Annotated in this window: 23 protein-coding genes and 1 tRNA gene; 12 read left to right on the plus strand and 12 right to left on the minus strand. The window is 61.1% G+C overall.

Annotation, left to right across the window (positions count from 1 at the left end):
• Position 1 precedes the first annotated feature (1 nt).
• From JV201_RS01510 to JV201_RS01525, 4 genes are all read right to left on the minus strand, one after another.
• A tRNA-Phe gene (locus JV201_RS01510) sits at positions 2 to 77 on the minus strand.
• A 103-nt stretch (positions 78 to 180) separates the two neighbouring features.
• Positions 181 to 453 (minus strand): oxidative damage protection protein, encoded by a 273-nt coding sequence (locus JV201_RS01515; RefSeq protein ID WP_087693327.1) that lies wholly within the window; start codon positions 451 to 453, stop codon positions 181 to 183.
• Positions 450 to 1,517 carry an A/G-specific adenine glycosylase gene (gene mutY, locus JV201_RS01520; protein ID WP_177036566.1) on the minus strand — a complete coding sequence of 356 codons (1,068 nt, stop codon included), beginning with the start codon at positions 1,515 to 1,517 and terminating at the stop codon, positions 450 to 452. Before mutY ends, JV201_RS01515 begins: the two co-directional genes overlap by 4 nt.
• Positions 1,514 to 3,730, minus strand: a complete 2,217-nt coding sequence (locus tag JV201_RS01525) for an AsmA family protein (protein ID WP_219406416.1) — start codon at positions 3,728 to 3,730, stop codon at positions 1,514 to 1,516. The genes mutY and JV201_RS01525 overlap by 4 nt, the downstream gene beginning before the upstream one ends.
• 295 nt (positions 3,731 to 4,025) lie before the next feature.
• Here JV201_RS01525 and JV201_RS01530 point away from each other — a divergent pair, with 295 nt between their 5' ends.
• From JV201_RS01530 to JV201_RS01560, 7 genes are all read left to right on the plus strand, one after another.
• Positions 4,026 to 5,687 (plus strand): OFA family MFS transporter, encoded by a 1,662-nt coding sequence (locus JV201_RS01530; protein ID WP_003218039.1) that lies wholly within the window; start codon positions 4,026 to 4,028, stop codon positions 5,685 to 5,687.
• A gap of 240 nt (positions 5,688 to 5,927) precedes the next feature.
• Positions 5,928 to 6,521 (plus strand): imidazoleglycerol-phosphate dehydratase HisB, encoded by a 594-nt coding sequence (gene hisB / locus JV201_RS01535; RefSeq protein WP_003218037.1) that lies wholly within the window; start codon positions 5,928 to 5,930, stop codon positions 6,519 to 6,521.
• Positions 6,521 to 7,159, plus strand: coding sequence for an imidazole glycerol phosphate synthase subunit HisH (gene hisH, locus JV201_RS01540; RefSeq protein ID WP_003218034.1), 639 nt, complete (start codon positions 6,521 to 6,523; stop codon positions 7,157 to 7,159). Before hisB ends, hisH begins: the two co-directional genes overlap by 1 nt.
• Positions 7,159 to 7,416 (plus strand): DUF2164 domain-containing protein, encoded by a 258-nt coding sequence (locus tag JV201_RS01545; protein ID WP_003218033.1) that lies wholly within the window; start codon positions 7,159 to 7,161, stop codon positions 7,414 to 7,416. The genes hisH and JV201_RS01545 overlap by 1 nt, the downstream gene beginning before the upstream one ends.
• Before the next feature lie 39 nt (positions 7,417 to 7,455).
• A complete protein-coding gene (hisA, locus tag JV201_RS01550) occupies positions 7,456 to 8,193 on the plus strand; it encodes a 1-(5-phosphoribosyl)-5-[(5-phosphoribosylamino)methylideneamino]imidazole-4-carboxamide isomerase (protein WP_003187784.1) in 738 nt (245 codons plus the stop codon).
• A 9-nt stretch (positions 8,194 to 8,202) separates the two neighbouring features.
• Positions 8,203 to 8,973 (plus strand): imidazole glycerol phosphate synthase subunit HisF, encoded by a 771-nt coding sequence (gene hisF / locus JV201_RS01555; protein WP_003218030.1) that lies wholly within the window; start codon positions 8,203 to 8,205, stop codon positions 8,971 to 8,973.
• Between the two features lie 66 nt (positions 8,974 to 9,039).
• The gene (locus tag JV201_RS01560) at positions 9,040 to 9,798 is read left to right on the plus strand and encodes an ABC transporter substrate-binding protein (RefSeq protein ID WP_219406417.1); all 759 of its coding nucleotides are present in this window, start codon (positions 9,040 to 9,042) and stop codon (positions 9,796 to 9,798) included.
• Here the strand turns inward: JV201_RS01560 and JV201_RS01565 are convergent.
• From JV201_RS01565 to JV201_RS01580, 4 genes are all read right to left on the minus strand, one after another.
• Complete coding sequence (locus JV201_RS01565; protein WP_177009270.1) at positions 9,751 to 11,055, minus strand: Vps62-related protein; 1,305 nt, start codon at positions 11,053 to 11,055, stop codon at positions 9,751 to 9,753. The genes JV201_RS01560 and JV201_RS01565 overlap by 48 nt on opposite strands.
• A 74-nt stretch (positions 11,056 to 11,129) precedes the next feature.
• Positions 11,130 to 11,912 (minus strand): divergent polysaccharide deacetylase family protein, encoded by a 783-nt coding sequence (locus JV201_RS01570; RefSeq protein ID WP_008435686.1) that lies wholly within the window; start codon positions 11,910 to 11,912, stop codon positions 11,130 to 11,132.
• A gap of 1 nt (position 11,913) precedes the next feature.
• Positions 11,914 to 13,221: a S41 family peptidase gene (locus tag JV201_RS01575; RefSeq protein ID WP_003218023.1), complete on the minus strand. Its 1,308-nt coding sequence runs from the start codon at positions 13,219 to 13,221 to the stop codon at positions 11,914 to 11,916.
• A 31-nt stretch (positions 13,222 to 13,252) separates the two neighbouring features.
• Positions 13,253 to 14,557 carry a murein hydrolase activator EnvC gene (locus JV201_RS01580; RefSeq protein WP_003218021.1) on the minus strand — a complete coding sequence of 435 codons (1,305 nt, stop codon included), beginning with the start codon at positions 14,555 to 14,557 and terminating at the stop codon, positions 13,253 to 13,255.
• Positions 14,558 to 14,934: 377 nt separating this feature from the next.
• On the opposite strand from JV201_RS01580, the gene JV201_RS01585 reads away from it, so the two are divergent.
• A complete protein-coding gene (locus JV201_RS01585; RefSeq protein ID WP_257903279.1) occupies positions 14,935 to 15,366 on the plus strand; it encodes a PBECR2 nuclease fold domain-containing protein in 432 nt (143 codons plus the stop codon).
• A gap of 217 nt (positions 15,367 to 15,583) precedes the next feature.
• Here JV201_RS01585 and gpmI read toward each other — a convergent pair whose 3' ends face one another.
• Positions 15,584 to 17,110: a 2,3-bisphosphoglycerate-independent phosphoglycerate mutase gene (gene gpmI, locus JV201_RS01590; RefSeq protein WP_219406419.1), complete on the minus strand. Its 1,527-nt coding sequence runs from the start codon at positions 17,108 to 17,110 to the stop codon at positions 15,584 to 15,586.
• Positions 17,111 to 17,261: 151 nt separating this feature from the next.
• On the opposite strand from gpmI, the gene JV201_RS01595 reads away from it, so the two are divergent.
• The 3 genes from JV201_RS01595 to secB are packed head-to-tail and all read left to right on the plus strand — an operon-like array spanning position 17,262 to position 18,459.
• Complete coding sequence (locus JV201_RS01595) at positions 17,262 to 17,675, plus strand: rhodanese-like domain-containing protein (RefSeq protein WP_003218014.1); 414 nt, start codon at positions 17,262 to 17,264, stop codon at positions 17,673 to 17,675.
• Position 17,676: 1 nt separating this feature from the next.
• Complete coding sequence (gene grxC / locus JV201_RS01600) at positions 17,677 to 17,931, plus strand: glutaredoxin 3 (RefSeq protein WP_177028519.1); 255 nt, start codon at positions 17,677 to 17,679, stop codon at positions 17,929 to 17,931.
• Between the two features lie 42 nt (positions 17,932 to 17,973).
• Positions 17,974 to 18,459 carry a protein-export chaperone SecB gene (gene secB, locus JV201_RS01605; RefSeq protein ID WP_003218009.1) on the plus strand — a complete coding sequence of 162 codons (486 nt, stop codon included), beginning with the start codon at positions 17,974 to 17,976 and terminating at the stop codon, positions 18,457 to 18,459.
• A gap of 132 nt (positions 18,460 to 18,591) precedes the next feature.
• Here secB and JV201_RS01610 read toward each other — a convergent pair whose 3' ends face one another.
• Complete coding sequence (locus JV201_RS01610; RefSeq protein ID WP_003218007.1) at positions 18,592 to 19,047, minus strand: tRNA (cytidine(34)-2'-O)-methyltransferase; 456 nt, start codon at positions 19,045 to 19,047, stop codon at positions 18,592 to 18,594.
• Between JV201_RS01610 and JV201_RS01615 the strand changes: the two genes are divergently transcribed.
• Positions 19,046 to 19,486: a hypothetical protein gene (locus JV201_RS01615; protein ID WP_219406420.1), complete on the plus strand. Its 441-nt coding sequence runs from the start codon at positions 19,046 to 19,048 to the stop codon at positions 19,484 to 19,486. The two genes, JV201_RS01610 and JV201_RS01615, sit on opposite strands and share 2 nt — an antisense overlap.
• Before the next feature lie 624 nt (positions 19,487 to 20,110).
• Here JV201_RS01615 and ntrC read toward each other — a convergent pair.
• Positions 20,111 to 21,547 (minus strand): nitrogen regulation protein NR(I), encoded by a 1,437-nt coding sequence (ntrC, locus tag JV201_RS01620; RefSeq protein ID WP_003218003.1) that lies wholly within the window; start codon positions 21,545 to 21,547, stop codon positions 20,111 to 20,113.
• Positions 21,544 to 22,629: a nitrogen regulation protein NR(II) gene (gene glnL / locus JV201_RS01625; protein WP_003218001.1), complete on the minus strand. Its 1,086-nt coding sequence runs from the start codon at positions 22,627 to 22,629 to the stop codon at positions 21,544 to 21,546. Before glnL ends, ntrC begins: the two co-directional genes overlap by 4 nt.
• Between the last annotated feature and the right edge of the window lie 342 nt (positions 22,630 to 22,971).

Consider the following 22,971-nt stretch of genomic DNA (forward strand, 5'->3'; position numbering starts at 1 on the left):
GTGGTGCCCAGAGACGGAATCGAACCGCCGACACGGGGATTTTCAATCCCCTGCTCTACCGACTGAGCTATCTGGGCAACGGGGCGCATTAAACGGGTTTTTCAGGGGGTCGTCAAGCAAGTTTTCAAAAAATATTTAATTATTACCGTCGCTTACGGGCCAACCCCCAATTTTGATCAATTATTCAGCAGGTGGCACGTAGCCGTCGGCCTTGGCGTAATCCTCGCCGGAAAAGTACTTGTCCATCTCGCCCTGCAGGTATTTGCGGTCTTCGGCGTTCATCATGTTCAGGCGCTTTTCGTTGATCAACAGGGTCTGGTGCTTTTGCCAGTCAGCCCAGGCCTTGGCGGAGACGTTGTCGAAAATGTCCTGGCCCTTGGCGCCAGGGAACGGGGCGCGCTCGAGGGCGGGCAGTTCTTCGTGGTACTTGCGGCAGATGATGGTGCGGGTCATGACGGAACTCCTGCGTTCAATACTTCAGCCGCGCGCTTCAGCAGTTTTTTCACCGGGGCGGCAAGGCCCAGGCGCGGCGGGGTGGCGAGGTTATACCAGAGCCAGTCAGCCTCGGCCACGTGATGGGCAGACTCCTGGACCTGGACCAGCCAGGGTTCGATAGCCAGTTGGAAGTGGCTGAAGGTGTGGATCAGGCTCGGCAGCTCCTGGTGTTTGCCCAGCGTCAGCGAGTGCTGGTTGGCCAGGTGTTCCAGGTCGGCCAGGTCATCCAGCTCCGGCAGGCTCCACAAACCGCCCCACAGGCCCGTGGAGGGGCGACGGTAAAGCAGGATCGCGCCCTCGTCATTGGCCAGCAACGGCATCAGCGTGCGCTTCTGGGGCACGGTCTTGCGTGGCTTGGGGATCGGGTAGCGGGTTTCCAGGCCGAGCAGGTGCGCTTCGCAGCCCTTTTCCAGCGGGCACAGCAGGCAGCTGGGCTTGCTGCGGGTGCAGAGGGTGGCGCCCATGTCCATCATGGCCTGGGTGTAGGCGTTGACGCGGTCATGGGGCGTAAAGCGCTCTGCGGTGGCCCACAGCTGTTTGGCGACCTTCGGCTCGCCCGGGTAACCCTCTTGCGCGGTAAAGCGCGCCAGCACGCGTTTGACGTTGCCATCGAGGATCGGCGCTCGCAGGCCCATGCTCAGGCTGGCAATCGCACCCGCGGTGGACAGGCCAATGCCGGGCAGTTCGGTGAGTTTTTCGACGTCACGGGGAAACTCGCCGCCATATTCGGCAACGACGATCTTCGCGGTCTTTTGCAGGTTGCGCGCCCGGGTGTAGTAACCCAGCCCGGTCCACAGGTGCAGCACTTCGTCTTCCGGCGCGGCAGCCAGGGCTTCGACCGTTGGCAAGGACGCCATGAACCGGTCGAAGTAGTTCAGCACGGTGCTGACCTGGGTCTGCTGCAACATGATCTCCGAGACCCACACCCGGTAAGGCGTGATGCCCTGTTGCCAGGGCAGGTCATGGCGACCGTGGCGGTCGTACCAGTCGAGCACCGCCGTTGAAAACTGCTCGTTTCTCATCGTTTGAACAGGCCTTTAAGCGCGTCTTTCAGCTGTGGATTGACCTTGTCGAGCTTCTGTTCAAGCTTCTCGCCGAGCTTGTTGCCTGCCGCCTTGATGGCGACCTGGCTCAAGCCGTCCTTGTCCAGGCGGCAGGCCTTGGCGCCCAGTTCCAGCGGGCCACGGCAGCGCAGCGGGACTTCGATGTTCTGGAAGTTGGAGCCCACCTGGCAAGCCGGGTCCGGCACGTCGCGCTGGTCGCCTTCGACGATGATGCCGACGCGGTAGTCCATGCCCAGCACGCGCAGGTCGACGTCACCGTCGCCGTTGACGGTCAGGCCCGGGATGCGCACTTTCAGGTCGGGGTTGCTGGCCACACCATTGCGGAAGGTCAGGTTGCCCTTGAGTTCCTGGAACGGGGTGTCCTTGCCGCGCTGGTCGCCGCTGAGGGTCTTGCGGTTGAGCAGGGCGATGCCGGTGCACAGCTGTTGCTCGATGTTGGCGTTGAGCAGCACGCCATTGTTGATCGCGAAGCTGGCGGTACCGTTGAGGCTGTCGATCAGGGCTTTCTGGCTATTGCCGCGGCCGTTGAGGTTGCTGTCGAGGGTGAGCTGGCCCTTCACCGGCGGGTTCTGCCCCTGGGCTTGCAGGATGCGTTCGACCGGTACCTGCTTGATGCGGGTTTGCAGCGCCAGCAGCGGGATGTCCTGGCGCACGTCAAGGTTGCCGTTGGCCTGGAAGGTGCCGTTGTAGAGGCCGCCGCTCAAGGTATCGAGCTTGAGCTGGCCATCGAGGCCGGAGGCTTTCAGGGCGGCATTCTGGATCGGCAGCTTGCTCAGGGTCAGTTGGCCAAAGGACAGGTCGGCGTTTACGTCCAGGGTGCGCAGGCGGGTCAGCGGCAGCAGCTTGTCGGTACTCCACGCGGCTTTGGTCGGGGCGTCCGGCAACGGTGTGGTGCCACCGGCCGCCATGGCGCCGGCTTCGCTGTTCTGCACTTCAGCCTGGCGCGCGGCCGCAGCGCCCTTGGCGGCTTCGGACTTGGCCGGCAGGTAGTTGTCGGCGTTGAACGTATCGGCCTTGAGCTGCACCCGCAGGGATTGCCTGGCGAAATCATCCACGGCCACGCGACCGGTGAAGGTGCTGTCGTCGAGTTTCAGGTTGAGGTCTTCAAGCGCCAGGCTGGTCGGCGTGCCCTTGAGGCGGCTGACCAGTTCGACCTTGCTCAGGCTGCCGGCGGCCATCGGTGGCAGCGGGTTGCCGACGCTGTCGAGGAACTTGGCCAGGTCAAACTGGGCAATCGACAGGGCGCCGCTGAACTGTGGAGTCTTGTCCAGGTCGTTGACCTTCAGCTCGCCCAGGGCGCGCAGTTGGTTCAGCGACAGCTTCATGCCGGTCCATTCGGCGATATTCGCAGACTGGTCCACCAGCAATTGGCCCTGGGTCGAAAAGGTCACGGTCTTGCCTTGCAGCGGCTCGCCGGTGGCTTCACCAGTGACCTTCATGTCTTCGAACTGGTAGCGCTTGAGGGCGCGCTGAATGCGCAGGTTGCCGTTGACCTCGGTCTTGACGCGCATCAGCGGCTGGTTGGTGCCGAAGAACGCGGTGAGTTTGACCGGGATGCTTGCACCTTCGTGCACGGCGCCGGCGCTCAGCTGGATGCTTTCGGCGCTGAACTGCTTGCCGGTCTGCTCGTCGTTGTATTCGACGCGGGCGTTGTTGATGGTCAGGCTGTCGATGTCCAGGCGGATCGGCTGCGGCGGCTTTTCAGGCTTGGGCGGTGTGGCCGCTTCAGCCACGGCAGGCGTGGTGGCGGCGGTAGCCGGGTCCGGCACATTCTTGCCGATGTCTTCCCAGTTGCCGTGGCCATGCACGTCTTTGTTCAGGCGCAGGTTCAGGCCTTCGACACGTACATCGCTCATCTGCACTTCACGGCGCAGCAGCGGCAGCACGCGCACCGACAGGCCGAGCATCTGCAGATCGGCAAACGGTTGGCTCGGATTGGTCAGGGTCGCAACGCTGGCCTCGTGCAATTCAAGACCGAGCCAGGGGAACAGGCTCCAGCCGATGTCGCCATTGAGCGTCAGCTCGATGTGGGCCTTGTCGCGGGCAATCTGGCGAATCTCGTCTTTGTAGTCGTTGGGATCGAAGAGATGGGTCAGGGCAAAGCCTAGAGCCACAATGATCAGCAACAGCCCGAGAAGTACCAGACCCAGGATTTTGCCGAACGCTTTCATGGGCGAGTCCTTGTATGTCGATTTTAAAATTTAGCCGAAGAGTATAACGCTCGTAGCCCTATGGCTGTTTAGGGATCGTTACATGGCGTCAAACAAATCAGATAACTCCAGAAAGGTGATATCAGTTTGGTTTTTCTGTCATCCACAGATGCTAATCTGCGCATGTTCGTCTGCCGTCTGCGACTAAACGTCGCGTTTAAAAGGAGCTTTACTCAACAAAACGGCCACGCCTTGCGTGTAAGGCCGAGGGAGAGAGCGCCCGACGGACACATACTAATAACTGGGGGAAACACCAATGAGCACTAGCACTGCGGCGGGTAATACTGCTGCACAGCCTGCGTTCCTGTCCAAGGAACGCATTATCGCCAAGCCCGGGTTCAACCGTTGGCTGGTACCACCGGCCGCCCTGGCAATCCACCTGTGTATCGGCATGGCCTACGGTTTTTCGGTGTTCTGGCTGCCGTTGTCCAAGGCGCTGGGGATCACCGCACCGGTCGCCTGTGCGCCGGACATGAGCTTCATCAGCCAGGTCTTCTCGTCGCAATGCGACTGGCCCATCTCCATGCTGGGCTGGATCTACACCCTGTTCTTCATCTTCCTCGGCTGCTCTGCGGCGATCTGGGGCGGCTGGCTGGAACACGCCGGGCCACGCAAGGCTGGTGTCGTTTCGGCCTTGTGCTGGTGTGGCGGCCTGCTGATCTCCGCGCTGGGGATCTATACCCACCAGATCTGGCTGATGTGGATCGGCTCCGGGGTCATTGGCGGTATCGGCCTGGGCCTGGGCTATATCTCGCCGGTCTCGACCCTGATCAAGTGGTTCCCGGACAAGCGCGGCATGGCCACCGGCATGGCGATCATGGGCTTCGGCGGCGGCGCGATGGTGGGTGCCCCGCTGGCAGCCGCCTTGATGGGCCACTTTGCCTCGCCGACCAGCGTTGGCGTGTGGCAGAGCTTCGTGGTCATGGCCGTGATCTACTTCGTGTTCATGATCGGCGGCGCCTTGTCCTACCGCGTTCCGCCTACCGGCTGGAAGCCTGAGGGCTGGACTGCCCCGGCGAAAAAAGCCAGCAACGCGATGATCACCCATCGTCACGTGCACGTGAACGTGGCCTGGAAAACCCCGCAATTCCGCCTGGTGTGGCTGGTGCTGTGCCTGAACGTGTCTGCCGGCATCGGCATCCTCGGCATGGCTTCGCCGCTGCTGCAGGAAGTGTTCGGCGGCAAGTTGCTGGGTAACGGCCTGGCATTTGGCCAACTGGATGCCGGCCAACTGGCTTCCATCGCGGCCATCGCAGCCGGCTTTACCGGTCTGTTGAGCCTGTTCAACATCGGTGGCCGGTTCTTCTGGGCATCGTTCTCCGACTACCTTGGCCGTAAAAACACCTACTTCGTGTTCTTCGCATTGGGCTTTGCCCTGTACGCGCTGATCCCGAACCTGGGTCACCTGGGTAACGTCGCGCTTTTCGTGGCGGCGTTCTGCATCATCCTGTCGATGTACGGCGGTGGTTTTGCGACGGTGCCGGCTTACCTGGCGGACCTGTTCGGTACGCAAATGGTGGGTGCGATCCACGGTCGCCTGCTGACCGCTTGGGCAGCGGCGGGCGTATTGGGTCCGGTGCTGGTGAACTACCTGCGTGAGTATCAGTTGAGCATCGGCGTTGAACGCGCTGCCGCCTACGACATCACCTTGTACATCCTCGCCGGCCTGCTGGTGCTGGGCTTTATCTGCAACCTGCTGGTACGGCCGGTGGCAGACAAGTACTTCATGACCGACGCCGAACTGGCTGCCGAGCAGGCGCTGGGCCATGACAAGGGCGCCGATTCCAGCACCGTGCTGGAGTGGAAAGCCTCCTCCGGCAGCGTGCCATTGGCGGTTGCCGCCTGGCTGGCGGTGGGCATTCCGTTGGCGTGGGGCGTGTGGGTCACCCTGCAGAAAACCGCAGTCCTGTTCCACTAACACCGCGTAACCCTTGTGGGAGCGGGCTTGCTCGCGAATGCGATGGATCAGTCAGCACATGTATTGGCTGACCCACCGCTTTCGCGAGCAAGCCCGCTCCCACGCAAAGCTGCCCCCACACTTGTACTGACATGTCTATCCCCGACACTCCATCAGTCTTATCCCCTCCGATGTTTCTGTTTAGCGCCCGCGCCCCTATAATGGCTGCCTTTTTCGCCCAATGATTTTGCGGAGCTGGTGATGGCCGAACGTAAGGCGTCCGTCGAGCGCGACACTCTGGAAACCCAGATCAAAGCCTCGATCAACCTGGATGGCACCGGAAAGGCCCGATTTGATATCGGTGTACCTTTTCTTGAGCACATGCTGGACCAGATCGCCCGTCACGGGCTGATCGACCTGGATATCGTCAGCAAGGGCGACCTGCATATCGACGACCACCACACGGTGGAAGACGTCGGTATCACGTTGGGCCAGGCATTTGCCAAAGCCATCGGCGACAAGAAAGGCATCCGTCGCTACGGTCACGCCTATGTCCCGCTGGACGAAGCGCTGTCGCGTGTGGTCATCGACTTCTCCGGCCGCCCGGGCCTGCAGATGCACGTGCCGTACACCCGCGCCACCGTGGGCGGCTTCGACGTCGACCTGTTCCAGGAATTCTTCCAGGGTTTCGTCAACCACGCCCTGGTCAGCCTGCACATCGACAACCTGCGTGGCACCAACACCCACCACCAGATCGAGACCGTGTTCAAGGCTTTCGGCCGTGCCCTGCGCATGGCCGTGGAGCTGGATGACCGCATGGCCGGGCAAATGCCGTCGACCAAGGGCGTCCTGTAATGCAGACGGTCGCGGTTATCGACTACGGCATGGGTAACCTGCACTCGGTGGCCAAGGCCCTCGAGCACGTAGGTGCCGGCAAGGTGCTGATCACCAGCGATGCCGACGTGATTCGCGAAGCCGACCGGGTAGTGTTCCCGGGGGTTGGCGCGATTCGCGACTGCATGGCCGAGATTCGTCGCCTGGGCTTCGACAGCCTGGTGCGTGAAGTCAGCCAGGACCGGCCGTTCCTCGGCATCTGCGTGGGCATGCAAGCCTTGCTCGACAGCAGTGAAGAGAACGACGGCGTCGATTGCATCGGTCTGTTTCCGGGCCAGGTGAAGTTTTTCGGCAAGGACCTGCACGAAGACGGCGAGCACCTGAAGGTGCCGCACATGGGCTGGAACGAAGTGCGTCAGACCGTGGATCACCCGCTGTGGCACGAAGTGCCGGACCTGGCGCGTTTCTATTTCGTGCACAGCTATTACATCGCCGCCGGTAACCCGCGCCAGGTGGTGGGTGGCGGGCACTATGGCGTCGACTTCGCCGCGGCCCTGGCCGACGGTTCGCGCTTTGCCGTGCAGTTCCACCCGGAGAAGAGCCATACCCATGGCCTGCAATTGCTGCAGAACTTCGCCGCGTGGGACGGGCGCTGGTAATGGCCAAGAAGGTCAAGCCGCCGATCTTAAACCTCACTCCCCAGCAGGAGAGTGAGGCCACCGACAAGATCAAGCGTTTCATGGAAGACCGCTTCGAGCTCAAGCTCGGCTCGTTCGAGGTCGCAGAAATCCTCGAACTGTTCACCACTGAAATTGCTCCGCACTATTACAACAGGGCGATTTTCGATGTGCAGACGCACCTTAAAGAAAGGTTCGAAAGCATCGAAAGCGACTTGTGGGCGCTCGAGAAACCCTGATTTCCCGAGCAACGCTGAATATCGAATAAGGTTTGCCAGATGCTGATTATTCCCGCAATCGATCTCAAGGACGGCGCATGCGTACGTCTGCGCCAGGGCCGCATGGAAGATTCCACGGTGTTCTCCGATGACCCGGTGAGCATGGCTGCCAAGTGGGTGGAAGGCGGTTGCCGTCGTCTGCATCTGGTGGACTTGAACGGTGCGTTCGAAGGCCAGCCGGTCAACGGTGAAGTGGTGACGGCGATCGCCAAGCGCTATCCGAACCTGCCGATCCAGATCGGCGGCGGCATCCGCTCCCTGGAAACCATCGAACACTACGTGAAAGCAGGCGTGAGCTACGTGATCATCGGCACCAAGGCCGTGAAAGACCCGGCCTTCGTCGCCGAAGCGTGCCGTGCGTTCCCCGGCAAAGTGATCGTGGGCCTGGACGCCAAGGACGGTTTCGTCGCCACCGACGGCTGGGCCGAGATCAGCACCGTCCAGGTGATCGACCTCGCCAAGCAGTTTGAAGCCGACGGCGTCTCCGCCATCGTTTATACCGACATCGCCAAAGACGGCATGATGCAGGGCTGCAACGTACCGTTCACCGCTGCGCTGGCTGCGGCCACCAAGATCCCGGTGATCGCTTCCGGCGGTATCCACAACCTCGGCGACATCAAGTCGCTGCTGGACGCGAAGGCGCCGGGGATCATCGGCGCGATCACCGGCCGGGCGATCTATGAAGGCACCCTGGACGTCGCTGAAGCCCAGGCTTACTGCGACGCCTACAACGGCTGAGGACTGACCATGGCGCTGGCCAAACGCATCATCCCTTGCCTGGACGTCGACAACGGTCGCGTGGTCAAGGGCGTCAAGTTCGAGAACATCCGTGACGCCGGCGACCCGGTGGAAATCGCCCGTCGCTACGACGAACAGGGTGCCGACGAGATTACCTTTCTCGACATCACCGCCAGCGTCGATGGTCGCGACACCACGCTGCATACCGTGGAGCGCATGGCCAGCCAGGTGTTTATCCCGCTGACCGTGGGCGGTGGCGTGCGTACCGTGCAGGACATTCGCAACCTGCTGAATGCCGGCGCGGACAAGGTTTCGATCAACACCGCGGCGGTGTTCAACCCGGAATTTGTCGGCGAAGCCGCACAGCACTTCGGTTCGCAATGCATCGTGGTTGCCATCGACGCCAAGAAAGTCTCCGGCCCGGGCGAAACCCCGCGCTGGGAGATCTTCACCCACGGCGGGCGCAAGCCGACCGGGCTGGATGCCGTGCAGTGGGCGATGAAGATGGAAGCCCTGGGTGCCGGTGAAATCCTGCTGACCAGCATGGACCAGGACGGCATGAAAAACGGCTTCGACCTGGGCGTGACCCGCGCCATCAGCGACGCGCTGGGCATCCCGGTGATTGCTTCCGGCGGCGTCGGCAACCTGCAGCACCTGGCCGACGGCGTGATCGAAGGCCACGCCAGCGCAGTGCTGGCGGCGAGTATTTTCCACTTTGGCGAATACACCGTGCCTGAGGCCAAGGCCTACATGGCGGCGCGCGGTATCGTCGTACGCTAAACGTCACTGGACACCATGGCAGGCTCGCGGCACTCTCTGGGCTTGCCATGGATTCCGGTAACTTTCATGTTCAAAGACCTGCTGCTCGCCCTCGCCAGTACCACCGTTCTGCTGACGGGTTCGGCTTACGCTGATGAACCGTCCGACGGCGCTTCCCTGGTGTTGCTGACGGAAAACTTCCCGCCGTACAACATGGCGAAAAACGGCAAGAACTTCGCCAAGGAAGAGAACATCGAAGGCATTGCCGTGGACATCGTCCGCGAGACGTTCCAGCGTGCCGGTATTTCCTACAACCTGACCCTGCGGTTCCCTTGGGACCGGATCTACAAACTCGCCCTGGAAAAACCCGGTTACGGCGTGTTCGTGATGGCGCGCTTGCCGGACCGTGAGGCGCTGTTCAAATGGGTCGGCCCCATCGGCCCGGACGATTGGGTGCTGCTGGCCAAGGCTGACAGCAAGATCCAGCTGAGCGACCTTGAGCAGGCGCGGCGCTACAAGATCGGCGCCTACAAGGGCGACGCCATCGCCGATAGCCTGGAGAAGCAGGGGCTCAAGCCGGTGATCGTGTTGCGGGATCAGGACAACGCGAAAAAGCTGGTGGATGGCCAGATCGACCTGTGGGCCACCGGGGACCCGGCGGGCCGTTATCTGGCACGCCAGGTCGGGGTGACCGGGCTCAAGACTGTGTTGCGTTTCAACAGCGCGGAGCTGTACCTGGCGCTGAACAAAAACGTGCCGGATGACGTAGTGGCGAAACTCCAGGCGGCCCTCGATCAGTTACGGCAGGAGGGTGTCGTCGATGAAATCATGGGGCGTTATCTCTAGGTTGTTTTCTGTGGGCTCGGGCACCGCTGCTGGTACTTCCTCTGGCTCCTCAACAGCAGTAACCGCCGCTTCAGGTTGCAGCAGCTCGCTGAAGTAGACGTTATCTCCGCTGGCATAGGTCAGGGTTGGCCCGAGCTGGCTGCCGTCAGCCCGCAATAGCTCGTATCGGCTTTTGACCAGGTAGGCAGCGATGGATTTATTCGCCGGGATGTAAGCCATCACATCCGCCACGCCCTCCCGTTCCCAGCCTTGTGCGGTCAAGCCCGTATGCGTGAAGTCGCGATTGAGGTTGGCACTGATACTCAACGGATGCCGGGGTGCCCAGGCAGCCTTTATATCGACGCCGGTCAAGGAGCGCAGGCCCAAGGAGAAATCACTGATCTCTCCTTTTGCGAATACCCAACTGAAGGTTTGGCTTGCTGGCGTGGTGTTTTGACCGCTGGCTACCAAGCTGTACTGGTCGATTCTTTTCAACCGATATACCGGGCACGTTTGCAGTTTTTCCAGGGGCGTCAGGGTCGGGTCGTTCACGGTAAACCAGGGCAGTTCGCACACATGAATGCCCTCTGTTACCTGCTCCGGCATCGTGCGTCCTGGTGCCATTTCGGGTGAAAGTGGCGGCAAATCTTCGGAATGAAGCGCAAGGTCCAGCCGCAGGGCGTGCACCGGGCGTTGCCTGGTTGGCTTGGCATAGCCCTCGGCGCCGGTAAAGGTGCCCGGTGCCAGGTAGGCTTGGCCAGGAGCTGCTTGCGACGGGGAGACACCCCAGGCGCTGAAGTCCCGGTGGGCGCCGCTGCCTTGGTCGCTCCAGATCAACTGGTCGACATAGGCCTGAGTCACCAGGTCTTCTCTGACACAGCGGATGGTATTGCGTGGTGGTTTGTCGTTACCGAGGCCACAGACCAGCCCCATCGCCACATAACCTTCTGGAGCGGTGGGCCGCCAGATTGAGAAATTGGCGCGTGCCCTTGGTCCCGAGTGTTCCCAGACTCTCTCGAAGTCGACGGGGGGCCGCAAGGCGGTGCCATTCTCCCGGTCAACTTCGCTGACAACAGCGACGATGTTCAGTTGATTGATGTTGTGGTAACCCGCCACCGCCACATCACCCAGCGGGACGAAGTTGCCCAGCGCGTCGGAGGATGTGCTCGGGCGCCAGAAGGTCACGGGTTTCTCGGCGCGAGTGCCTTTGTCGTTCCATACAGGAACGAACTCGGTGGTGAAGTTGATCAGCAGGTCTTTGTATTGCAGTGAGTTCATCTACAGACTCTCCAGTGGATACGAAGATCCACTATCGAAGAGTCCGCTCGGTCAGGCGCGGTAGCTATATAGCACTAGCGGTAAGTGCCGTTTTTTCCGTGGCCGGCCATGGCCTGGTTGCTGCGCAGGCTGATCATCAACTTGATGTCGATCCACTCGACGCCCTGGGCCTTGAGCTTGGGCAGCTCACGTTCGAGTACCGCCAGGGTCTGTGGATAAGGGTGGCCGATCATCACCGCCGAACCCTGTTTGTGGGCCAGCTTGATCGCGGTCTGCAGCTGGGTGGTGATGGCCGCTTCGGTGCGTTCGTCGTCGAGGAACACATCCCGCGAGACGCTGGCCAGGCCAATCTTTTGCGCCTCGGCGGCGGCGACGGTTTTAGCGCTGGTGCGGCTGTCGACGAAGAACTTGTGGCGTCGTTGCAGCTCACCCATCAACCAGGCCATGGCCTCCGGCTGGGCGGTCATGCGGCTGCCCATGTGGTTGTTGATGCCGGCGGTGTAGGGCACGGCCTTGAAGGCCGCGTCCAGGCGTTTGCCCAGCTCTTCGATAGGCAGGTCGGGGTGCCAGGCGAACGGGCCGGTGGCCGGGTCCATGGGCATGTGCAGGATGACGATCTTGCCGGCCTTGTGGGCTTCGCGGGCGAATTCGGCGGCGTGGGGTGTGTCGGGCATGATCGCCGTGGTCACCGGGCCGGGCAGGGCGAGCACACGACGATCCCGGGGCAGGTTTTGCCCGAGGTCGTCGATGATCAGGGTCAGGTAGGCTTTGTGTTCAGCGGGGGCTGCACTGGCGGGGTTGCCTTGGGCGACACCCGCCAGACAGCACAGCAAAGCGATGATCAGTCCACGGCGCATATCAACGGCTGCGCGTAATGCTCAGGCCCTTGAGCAGGCTCAGCGCCTGGGCCAACTGATAATCGTCGTCCTGCGGCATCGGCTTGGCTTTCGAGCCGCTGCCGGTCGGCTGGTCGGCGCCGCCGTTGCCATTGCCCAGGTGGCCTTGCAGGTCCGCTTCCTTGTAGAACTCGCTGTCGGCTTCGTTGGTGATCTTGGCCTTGCGCACTTCGATGTCCGGCACGATGCCCTGGGCCTGGATCGAGCGACCGTTCGGCGTGTAGTACAGCGCCGTGGTGATCTTCAAGGCACGCTCGTTGTTCAGCGGCAGCACGGTTTGCACCGAGCCTTTGCCGAAGCTGGTGGTGCCCATCAGCACGCCGCGTTTCTGGTCTTGCAGGGCGCCGGCGACGATTTCCGAAGCCGAGGCGCTGCCGCCGTTGATCAGCACAACCATCGGCACGCCTTCGCTGAGGTCGTTGCCGGTGGCCGAGAAGCGCAGCTCGGAGTTGGCGATACGGCCCTTGGTGTAGACGATCAGGCCCTTGGTGATGAAGTGGTCGACCACTTCCACCGCTGCCTGCAACACGCCGCCCGGGTTGTTGCGCAGGTCGAGCACGATGCCGCTGAGTTTCTTGCCGTTGTCTTTGCGCAGTTTGGCGAGGGCCTTGGCCACTTCGTCGCCGGTCTTGACCTGGAACTGGGTGATACGGATGTAGCCGTAGCCCGACTCCAGCAGCTGGCTCTTCACGCTCTTGACCGTGATGGTGGCGCGGGTCAGGGTCACGTCGAACGGCGTGCCGCCGTCGCGCACCAGGGTCAGGGTGATTTTCTGGCCGATCTTGCCGCGCATCTTGTCGACGGCTTCGGTCATGGTCTGGCCGCGGGTCGGCTGGCCGTTGATCTTGACGATAAAGTCACCGGCCTGGATGCCGGCCTTGGACGCAGGGGTGTCATCGATCGGCGAAACGACCTTGATGTTGCCGTCGTCGGCGCCGACTTCAATGCCCAGGCCACCGAATTCACCACTGGTGCTCTCCTGCAGCTCGGCGAAATCTTCCGGGCCCAGGTAGGCGGAGTGCGGGTCAAGGTTGCTGAGCATGCCCTTGATGGCATTTTCCAGCAGGGTCTTGTCGTCCACAGGTTCGACATAAGCGGCCTTGATCCGGTCCATGACCTCGGCAAAGGTGCGCAACTCGTCCAGCGGCAGCGGGGCCTTGGTGGTCGCGGCCGTGGCCGACTGGGCGGTCTGGTCGGCGAATGCCAAAGGCGCGCCGATCACCAGAGCGATCGTCAGGGCCAGCGATGTGAGGCGGGACAAATGCAGCATGTCGAACGAACTCCTAATGTAGATGCGACCCTTATCCTTGGGTACGGCACCATTGTGCCGGGTCGCTCGGGCGGCCCTGCTGACGAATAGCGAAGTACAGCGCCGGGGTGTCCTGGCCCCCACTGTTACCGACAGTGGAGATGGATTCACCGGCTTTTACAACATCACCTGCCGCTTTAAGCAAAGTTTGATTGTGGCCGTAAAGGCTCAAATAGCCATTACCGTGGTCAAGAATCACCAACAAACCTGCGCCACGCAGCCAATCGGCGAATACCACGCGGCCGCCGTGGATAGCGTGGACCTGGGTGCCGGCACCGGCACTGATCATCACACCGTCCCACTTGGCGCGGGTGTCATCGCCACGGGTTTCACCAAAGCGTGCCAGTAATCGACCATCAACTGGCCATGGAAGTTTGCCCCGAGCTGAAGCAAAAGGTCCGCCGAAGGATTCGCCGGCGCTGGAAACCAGCGGGCCAGGCGCTGCACGCGCCGGTTTACGCGGGGCCGGGGCGTCGGTAGTGGCGCTGGCGACTGCCTCGGCGGCTTCACGCTCGCGCTTTTTTTCGGCTTCCTGCTGGGCAAGCAGCGCTTTTTGCCGCGCCTGCTCTGCCTCACGGGCCTGGCGAGCGAGGGTTTCCTCGATGGTTTTCAGGACTTTACCGAGGTCAGCCTGGTCTTGCTCGCGGGCCTGGAGCTTGGCGTCACGGGCCTTCACGTCGTCATTCAGCTTGGCCAGCGCCTGCTGGCGCTCCTTGCGGACCTTGTCCAGCTCGTCGCGCTGGCTGTCGAGGGCGGTTTTCTGGTCGAGCAGCTGCGACTGCTGGTTGGCGATTTCCTGCTCGACGTTGGCCAACTGGCGCAGGGTCTCGTTGAAGCTTTTCAGTTGCTCCAGGCGGGCCTTGCTCAGGTAGTCGTAATAGGTAAGGGTGCGGGCGAATTTTTCCGGGTTCTGCTGGTTGAGCAGCAGCTTGAGGTATTCCTGGCGGCCGTTCTGGTAAGCGGCGCGGGCCTGGATCGCGATCAGGCGTTGCTGTTCAACGCGGGCGCTCTGGAGTTTTTTTTTCTCAGCGTCGAGTCGCTCCAGTTCCGACTCGCTCTTCTTTAGTTCTTTTTGGAGCTCCTGGACCTGCTTCTCCAGCTTGCCCATCTCGGTTTCCGTGCCGCGCAGGTCTTTCTGCACGCCGGACTTCTCTTCCTGGAGCTTGCCGAGCAGCTTCTTCAGCTCGGTAATGTCCTGACGCGTAGCGTCCAACTGTTGTTGGGTTTGTGCGCGCTCATCGGCAAACGCCGGTTGGAGCAGGCAGACAAGAGCAAGGGTAATCAAGGCGCGAAGCATAGAGGCGGGCGACACCAGGGAAAGGGACGGCCTAGTATGCCCGCCAAGCGCTGCAAAAAAAACGCCCAATTCGGCTTGGCAGGCAAGTTAGGTGCCCAGTGGCCGCATTCTGCAAGCAATTGTGGGCAAGTCCCATAGCCCTTTGAAGGCGACGAGCGGTAGAGAGCGTCGTGTCGTGATTCTGCAGTTGTTTTGTGTGCTTCGCGAAATGCCTTGAAATGCTCCACCCTGACGGTGCATTTGCGCTCGGAATAGACTCTTCGGCCCTGTTAATCCGACGGTCGGCATAGTCAGTAATGCCTTGTATTCACGAGTCAAAAGGCCAGCATACGTGGCTTGATTATGGGCTTCCCGATCTTCGTAGTCTGGATCGGGCCTTGCGAGCGCGTCCACTTGAGGAAGTGGCCGCCGGCAATGACGTCGAAGCGGCCATCGATATAGTCGCAATGCATTTTGGCATTGCCCATTCGAGCTGTTCGGAAGTGGAAGTTGCCTCGCCTTTGGGGCAAATAGCGATCAGGCGTAGCTGTCTGCAGCACATTGTTGAAAAGCGGCAGGACGCCAGAGAGCGTTATGTCAGGTTCGCCTTGGACACATTGACGGGGCCTCTGGAAATATGGCGTGTTGCTTATAGCGATTGCTCCGCCCGTATAGCATTCATTGGGGCTTATGAATCCAGGAGGCAGATGCTGGTGGTGGTCAATATTCAGGCTGGCAATGTGCTGTGGAACTTCATGCAGACAGACGCCAAGGCCTTGAACAAGCATCGTCATGGTGAGTTGCTCTACAAACGTTACGAGCTTTTGTGACGCCCAAAGAAAAGGGCAGCTCTTTCGAACTGCCCTAAGTAGTGCTTGCTTGATATTCATATACACACCCTCAAGCAGGGGTGTGGAGGTCTCACCCTACGCGGATATCCAGCCATCTGCGGGGTTCCTACGCCAGTTATCGCCGCTGGAGGCAACTGGTTTCGCGCTCAAGTCCATTATTGACGGGCTGCCTGTTTTGAGCAACCCCTGAACTGTGTCAGACCAGAATCGAAGTGCCAGTCATCTCTTTCGGCTTCTCCAGCCCCATCAGCATCAACATGGTCGGTGCCACGTCGGCCAGCACGCCGCCATCACGTACTTTAAAGTCACGTTTGCCTACGTAGATGAATGGCACCGGCTCAGTGGTGTGGGCGGTGTGGGCCTGGCCGGTGGATTCGTCGGACATTTGCTCGCAGTTGCCGTGGTCAGCGGTGATCAGCGCTTCGCCGCCCACCTTGTCCAGCGCGTCGACGATGCGGCCGACGCACAGGTCCAGGCATTCCACGGCTTTTACCGCCGCTTCCAGGTTGCCGCTGTGGCCCACCATGTCACCGTTGGCGTAGTTGACCACGATCACGTCGTAGCGCTGGTGCTCGATGGCGTCGACGATCTTGTCCGTGACTTCCGGGGCACTCATCTCCGGCTGCAGGTCGTAGGTGGCGACTTTCGGCGACGGAATCAGGATGCGTTCTTCACCCGGGAACGGTTCTTCACGACCGCCGGAGAAGAAGAAGGTCACGTGGGCGTATTTCTCGGTTTCGGCAATGCGCAGTTGGGTCTTGCCGTTTTTCGCCAGGTAATCCCCCAGCACGTTTTCCAGGCTGCCCGGGGCGAATGCCGACGGGGCCGGGATGTTGGCGGCGTATTGGGTCAGCATCACGAATTCGACTTTCGGCTGGCGGGCGCGCTCGAAGTCCTTGAAGCCGGCATCGACGAATACGTGGCTCAGCTCGCGGGCACGGTCGGCGCGGAAGTTCATGAGCACCACGGCGTCGCCATCTTCGACCTTGACCGGTTCGCCGATGGTGGTGGCCTTGACGAACTCGTCACTCTCGCCACGGGCGTAGGCGGCTTCCAGGCCTTCCTGGGCGGTGGCGGCGTTGAATTCGGCCTGGCCGTCGACGATCAGGTTGTAGGCCTGTGCCACGCGGTCCCAGCGGTTGTCGCGGTCCATGGCGAAGTAGCGGCCAACCAGGCTGGCGATGCGGCCTTTGCCGAGGGTCTTGAAGGTTTCATCCAGCAGTTCGATGGAGGACTGGGCGCTTTTCGGCGGGGTGTCGCGGCCGTCGAGGAACGCGTGCAGGTAGATCTTCTCGGCGCCGCGCTTGAAGGCCAGTTCGGCCATGGCGATCAGGTGGTCCTGGTGGCTGTGGACGCCGCCGTCCGACAGCAGGCCCATGAAGTGCACGGCCTTGCCGGCCTTGACCGCTTTATCCACTGCCGCGCAGATGTTTGGGTTCTCGAAAAACTCACCGTCGCGGATCGCTTTGGTCACGCGGGTGAAGTCTTGATAGACCACTCGTCCGGCACCGAGATTCATATGGCCGACTTCCGAGTTGCCCATTTGGCCGTCCGGCAGGCCAACATCCATGCCCGAGCCCGAGATCAGGCCGTTCGGAACGGTAGCGCTCAGACGGTCCAGTACTGGCTTGCTGGCCGAGTACACGGCGTTGTCGTGGTGGCTTTCACTGTGTCCGAAGCCATCGAGAATTATCAGGACCAAAGGTTTAGGCGTAGTAGTCATAGATCCTCTCGCGGCGGTAATGAATGAAGGGAATAGAAAAGGGAGTGGCAGTTTAAAGCGAAGTTCCGACCACGTCACCGCTTTACGGGGGTTGGCCGACCATGACGGCTGTGTATACTTACCGCCATTTTAACGCCCTGGAACCTCCTTGATGGTTGATCACCTGATTGCATTTGCCACTACCCACTATTTGCTCGCTGGTGCGTTCGTCGTACTGCTGGCGCTGCTGATCGCTCACGAATTGAGCCGCGGTGGCCGCAGCCTCAGCACGTCCGAGCTGACCGCCCTGGTCAACAAGGATGAGGCCGTAGTGGTGGACATTCGTCCCGCCAAGGATTTCGCCGCCGGTCACATTGTCGGCGCGCTGAACATTCCCCAGGACAAACTGATTTCGCGCCTGGCCGAGCTGGAAAAGCACAAGGCCAAGACCATTATCCTGGTCGACGCCCAGGGCCAGCACTCCGGCACCCACGCCCGCGAGATGCTGAAAACCGGCTTCAACGCCGCCAAACTGTCGGGTGGTATTTCCAGCTGGCGTGGCGATAACCTGCCGCTGGTGAAGTGATATGAGCCAGGTTGTCGTTTATTCCAGCGATTATTGCCCTTATTGCATGCGGGCCAAGGCCCTGCTTGTGAAAAAGGGCATTGCCTTCGAAGAGATCAAGGTTGATGGCAAGCCCCAGGTGCGCGCCGAGATGACCAAGAAAGCGGGACGCACGTCCGTGCCGCAGATCTGGATCGGTGACAAGCATGTCGGTGGTTGCGATGACCTGTTCGCACTCGAGCGCGCCGGTAAACTGGATGCGCTGCTTCACGTCTGACTCCTAACCCCTAAAAGACCCCAAGATCACGAAGGATCTGCGATGACTGACCAACAGAACACCGAAGCGGCAGCAGAAGAAGCTCAAGGCCCACAATTTTCCCTGCAGCGTATTTACGTACGTGACTTGTCGTTCGAAGCGCCGAAAAGCCCGGCCATCTTCCGTCAGGAATGGACCCCGAGCGTTGCGCTGGACCTGAACACCCGTCAGAAGGCCCTGGAAGGTGACTTCCACGAGGTCGTGCTGACCCTGTCGGTCACCGTCAAGAACGGCGAAGAAGTGGCCTTCATTGCTGAAGTGCAACAGGCCGGTATCTTCCTGATCCAGGGCCTGGACGAAGCGTCCATGAGCCACACCCTGGGCGCGTTCTGCCCGAACATCCTGTTCCCGTATGCCCGTGAGACCCTGGACAGCCTGGTCACCCGTGGCTCGTTCCCGGCGCTGATGCTGGCTCCGGTGAACTTCGATGCCCTGTATGCGCAAGAGCTGCAGCGCATGCAACAGGAAGGCTCGCCAACGGTTCAGTAAGCTGTTCTGAGCAACGACGCCGATCCAATGTGGGAGCGGGCTTGCTCGCGAATGCGGTACTTCAGTCGATATCTTCGTTGACTGGCACTCCGCTTTCGCGAGCAAGCCCGCTCCCACATTCGTTATGCAGTGTTACTTGAACCCCAGTTGCCGCCAACCTTCGTAAACCGCGACGGCCACGGTATTGGACAGGTTCAGGCTGCGGCAGCCTTCGCGCATCGGCAGGCGCAGGCGGTGGCCGTCTGGCAGGGCGTCCAGCACGTCTGCCGGCAGGCCGCGGCTTTCCGGGCCGAACAGGAAGGCGTCGCCTTCGGCAAAGCTGGCATCATGAAACGGCCGCGAACCCTTGGTGGTAAACGCGAACAACCGTGGGTGGTTCAGGCTTTCCAGGCAGCTGGCAAGGTCGGCGTGGCGTTGCAGGGTGGCGTACTCGTGGTAGTCCAGCCCGGCGCGGCGCAGGCGCTTGTCGTCCATGTCGAAACCCAAGGGCTCGATCAAATGCAGGTGGCAGCCACTGTTGGCGCACAGCCTGATAACGTTGCCGGTATTCGGCGGAATTTCTGGTTGAAAAAGGATGACGTGAAACATGCACGGCTCCGAAGGCAAAGATGCGCTGCATTCTACCCCTGATGAAGACCCCAGGCCGAAGCTATTGCCACGGGTTTTAGGCTCGTTGGCGATTGTCGGCTTGATGGTAGGCCTGATGATCGGCCGGCTGACCACGCCAGACCCGGTTGAGCTGCAACAGGTAGAGCCCGCCGCCGATGGCCTGGTGGTGTGGTTCAACAGCGAACCCAAGCTGCACGGCGAGCATATCGACGGCACCGTGGCGCTGCTGTTCGATGCGCTTGGCAAGGCCCAGGGCGGCCAATTGAAGGTCAATGACAAGGATGTGAACTGGCGCGTACGCAAGACCGATGGCGGCTTGCTGCTGAACCTGGTGGCGGCTCGGCCGTTGCGCGGGGAGTGGTCGGGAGAGAAGGCCGATGGACGCTGGCGGGTGGAGATCCATCTCCAGGAGCAATAAAAGAGGGAATCCCCGGCCTGCCTGTACCAAGGTTCCCAAAACGGGCTGGGGCTATGGGCGCGTTGCCTCATAAGCCCCGGGTGTAAAGAAGGGAGTTCCCGGCCTGCCTGTACCAGGGCTCCCAAAACGGGGTGAAGCCAAAGGCTTCGGTGTTAAAGAGGGAATCCCCGGCCTGCCTGTACCGAGGTTCCCGAAACGGGTGTGGGGCGCGACGCGATCCGCATCAAGCACCCCGGGTGTTAAAGAGGGGATTCTCGGCCTGCCTGTACCAAGGTCCCCGAAACTGGGTAGTAACAGGGTTATTGCAGGGCGCGTGCCAGAATTGCGAAGTGGCGCCAAAAAATTTCTTCAGAAAGCGCAAAGCCCCGGAATACGGGGCTTTGGCTTTTTTGGGTTTTAATATTTTCTTAACAAGGCATGGGTTTCAGGCGTTGGATAAGTGCGCGATGCCGGTTCGTGGTGCATTGAAGCGGTGCACAGTGCTGAAACCTTGTGGAGATCCAAATGTGGGAGCGGGCTTGCTCGCGAAGGCGGCGCGTCAGTCGATACGTATGTTGACTGAACCATCGCCTTCGCGAGCGAGCCCGCTCCCACACTGGATCTTCGGTGTACTTGAGGGATCAATCAGCCTTCATCGCCCTCATCATCATCCCCACCGTCAACCTTCATCCCCAGCTCCTTGATCTTGCGTGTCAGCGTATTGCGGCCCCAGCCCAGCAGCACGGCGGCGTCGCGACGACGTCCAGCGGTATGCTTGAGGGCGGTTTCGATCATGATCCGCTCGAAAGCCGGCACAGCGCTGTCCAGCAGGTTCGACTGGCCACGTGCCAGGGCCTGGTCGGCCCATTGGCGCAGCGCCTGCTCCCAGTTGGTCACCGGTGCCGAATCCTGCGGCAGGCTCAGCAGCTCAGGCGGCAGGTCGCTGATATGCACTTCGCGCCCCGAAGCCATCACCGTGATCCAGCGGCAGGTGTTCTCCAGCTGACGCACGTTGCCCGGCCATGGCAGGTTCTTCAGGTATTCCTCGGTCTCGCTTTTCAGCAGCTTCGGCTCGACGGCCAGCTCCTGGGCGGCGCGGCTGAGGAAGTGACGGGCCAGGGTCGGGATGTCCTCGCGGCGGTCCGACATTCGTGGGATGTGGATGCGGATCACGTTCAGGCGGTGGAACAAGTCTTCACGGAATTTCCCGGCGTGCACCAGGGTTTCCAGGTTCTGGTGCGTCGCCGCGATGATACGTACGTCGACCTTGACCGGCGTGTGCCCGCCTACCCGATAAAACTCGCCGTCGGCCAGGACCCGCAGCAAGCGCGTCTGGGTGTCGGCCGGCATGTCGCCGATTTCATCGAGGAACAGCGTGCCGCCGTCGGCCTGTTCAAAACGGCCACGGCGCAGGTTGGCTGCACCGGTGAACGCGCCTTTTTCATGGCCGAACAGTTCCGACTCCATCAAGTCTTTCGGGATCGCCGCCATGTTCAGCGCAATGAACGGCGACGCGGCCCGTGGGCTGTGACGGTGCAGGGCGTGGGCCACCAGTTCTTTACCGGTACCCGACTCGCCATTGATCAGCACGGTGATGTTGGAGTGGCTCAAGCGCCCGATGGCGCGAAACACTTCCTGCATCGCCGGCGCTTCGCCGATGATTTCCGGGGTACGGGTCAGGGCCGGCGGGGCTTCCTGGTTCTGCTGTTCCTGGGCGTGCTGGTTGGCGCGTTTTACCAGCGCCACCGCTTCGTCCACGTCGAACGGTTTTGGCAGGTATTCAAAGGCGCCGCCCTGATAGGACGCGACAGCGCTGTCCAGGTCCGAGTGCGCGGTCATGATGATCACCGGCAGGCGCGGGTGCTGCTCGCGAATCCGCGCCAGCAAGTCCAGGCCGCTGGCGCCGGGCATGCGGATGTCGGAGATGATCACATCGGGCTGCTGGCGAGCCAGGCGGCTCATCACCCCGTCGGCGCTGTCGAAGCTCTGGGTGGTCATGCCTTCCTGTTGCAAGGCTTTCTCCAGGACCCAGCGGATAGAACGGTCGTCATCGACGATCCAGACAGTTTCACTACGGCTCATGTCGATGGGGCTCCTTGTTCCAGTGGCAGAAAGATCGAGAAGGTGGTGTGACCGGGATGGCTCTCACATTCGATCAAACCCTGGTGCTGGCTGATGATGTTCTGGGTAATGGCCAGGCCGAGCCCGGTACCGTCCGGGCGGCCGCTGACCATTGGGAAAAAGATGGTTTCCTGCAGTTCTGCAGGGATGCCGGGGCCGTTGTCGATGATCTCGACCTTGGTCACCAGGCGATGGCGCACGTGGCCAATGGTGAACTGGCGCAGGGCACGGGTGCGCAGGCTGATGCGGCCCAGGCGCAGCTCGTTCTGGCTGCTGATGGCCTGCATGGCGTTGCGCACGATATTGAGCACCGCCTGGATCATCTGCTCGCGGTCGATCAATACGTCGGGAATGCTCGGGTCGTAGTCGCGCACCAAGGTGATGCAGCCCTGGCTTTCGGCCTCCACCAACTGGCAAACCCGCTCCAGCACTTCGTGCACGTTGGTCATTGCCAGAGACGGCAGCTTGTTGGAGCCGAGCATGCGGTCTACCAGGTTACGCAGGCGGTCGGCTTCCTCGATGATGACGTTGGTGTAGTCCTTGAGGTTTTCGTCCGGCAGCTCGCGGGCCAGCAGCTGTGCGGCACCGCGAATCCCGCCCAGGGGGTTCTTGATCTCATGGGCCAGGCCGCGCACCAGCATCTTGCTGGTTTCCTGCTTGGACAGCTGCGCCTCTTCCTTGGTGATGCGCAGCAGGCGATCCCGGGGATGCACCTCCAGCAGCAGCAAGGTGGCGCCGTGGCTGAGGATCGGTGTAACCGCGTAGTCGACGGTGAGGGTCTGGCCGGTGAGGGCGGTGAGCATCGCTTCGCGCTTGGTGAACGGGTGCGCCTGCTCCACGGCCTGGCGCAACGAGCTCAAGGCCTCGGCCGACTCAGTGAACAGCTCACTGATGAATTGCCCATGGCTGCGCTGCCCGCTGATGGCCAGCAGCATCTCCGCCGCCGGGTTCATGTACTCAAGGCGCAGTTCGTCATTGAGCAGAATGGTCGCGGTGGTCAGGTTGTCGAGTAACAGGCGGTGCAGTGCGTCGCTGATGGTCATTAGGACCTCTTTTGGAGCAAGGCGCGGGCTTGAGGCACACGCTGATACAAGGAAAATGCAAAAACCAAACCAAAGCTCCGAAAAGAAGCGTTAAAGCCCTGAAATGGGGGATTAAGGCGCGAAACTGTGGCGTTCTGCCAGCTTGGACGGGAAGTTTCGAACCAAAATGGGTTGCGTAAGTGGGAAGGGTGCAGCGTATCGCACCAATATAGTGCGGTTTTGAAAAGTCTGTTCAGGAAGCTGGTGGCAGCGACTGATTGGCTGAATGGGTCGGATCTAAATTGTGGGAGCGGGCTTGCTCGCGAAGGCGGCGTGTCAGTCATGCATATATCAACTGACACA

The organism is Pseudomonas sp. Colony2 (assembly GCF_019382755.1).
In the GTDB taxonomy this organism is placed as follows: Bacteria; Pseudomonadota; Gammaproteobacteria; order Pseudomonadales; family Pseudomonadaceae; genus Aquipseudomonas.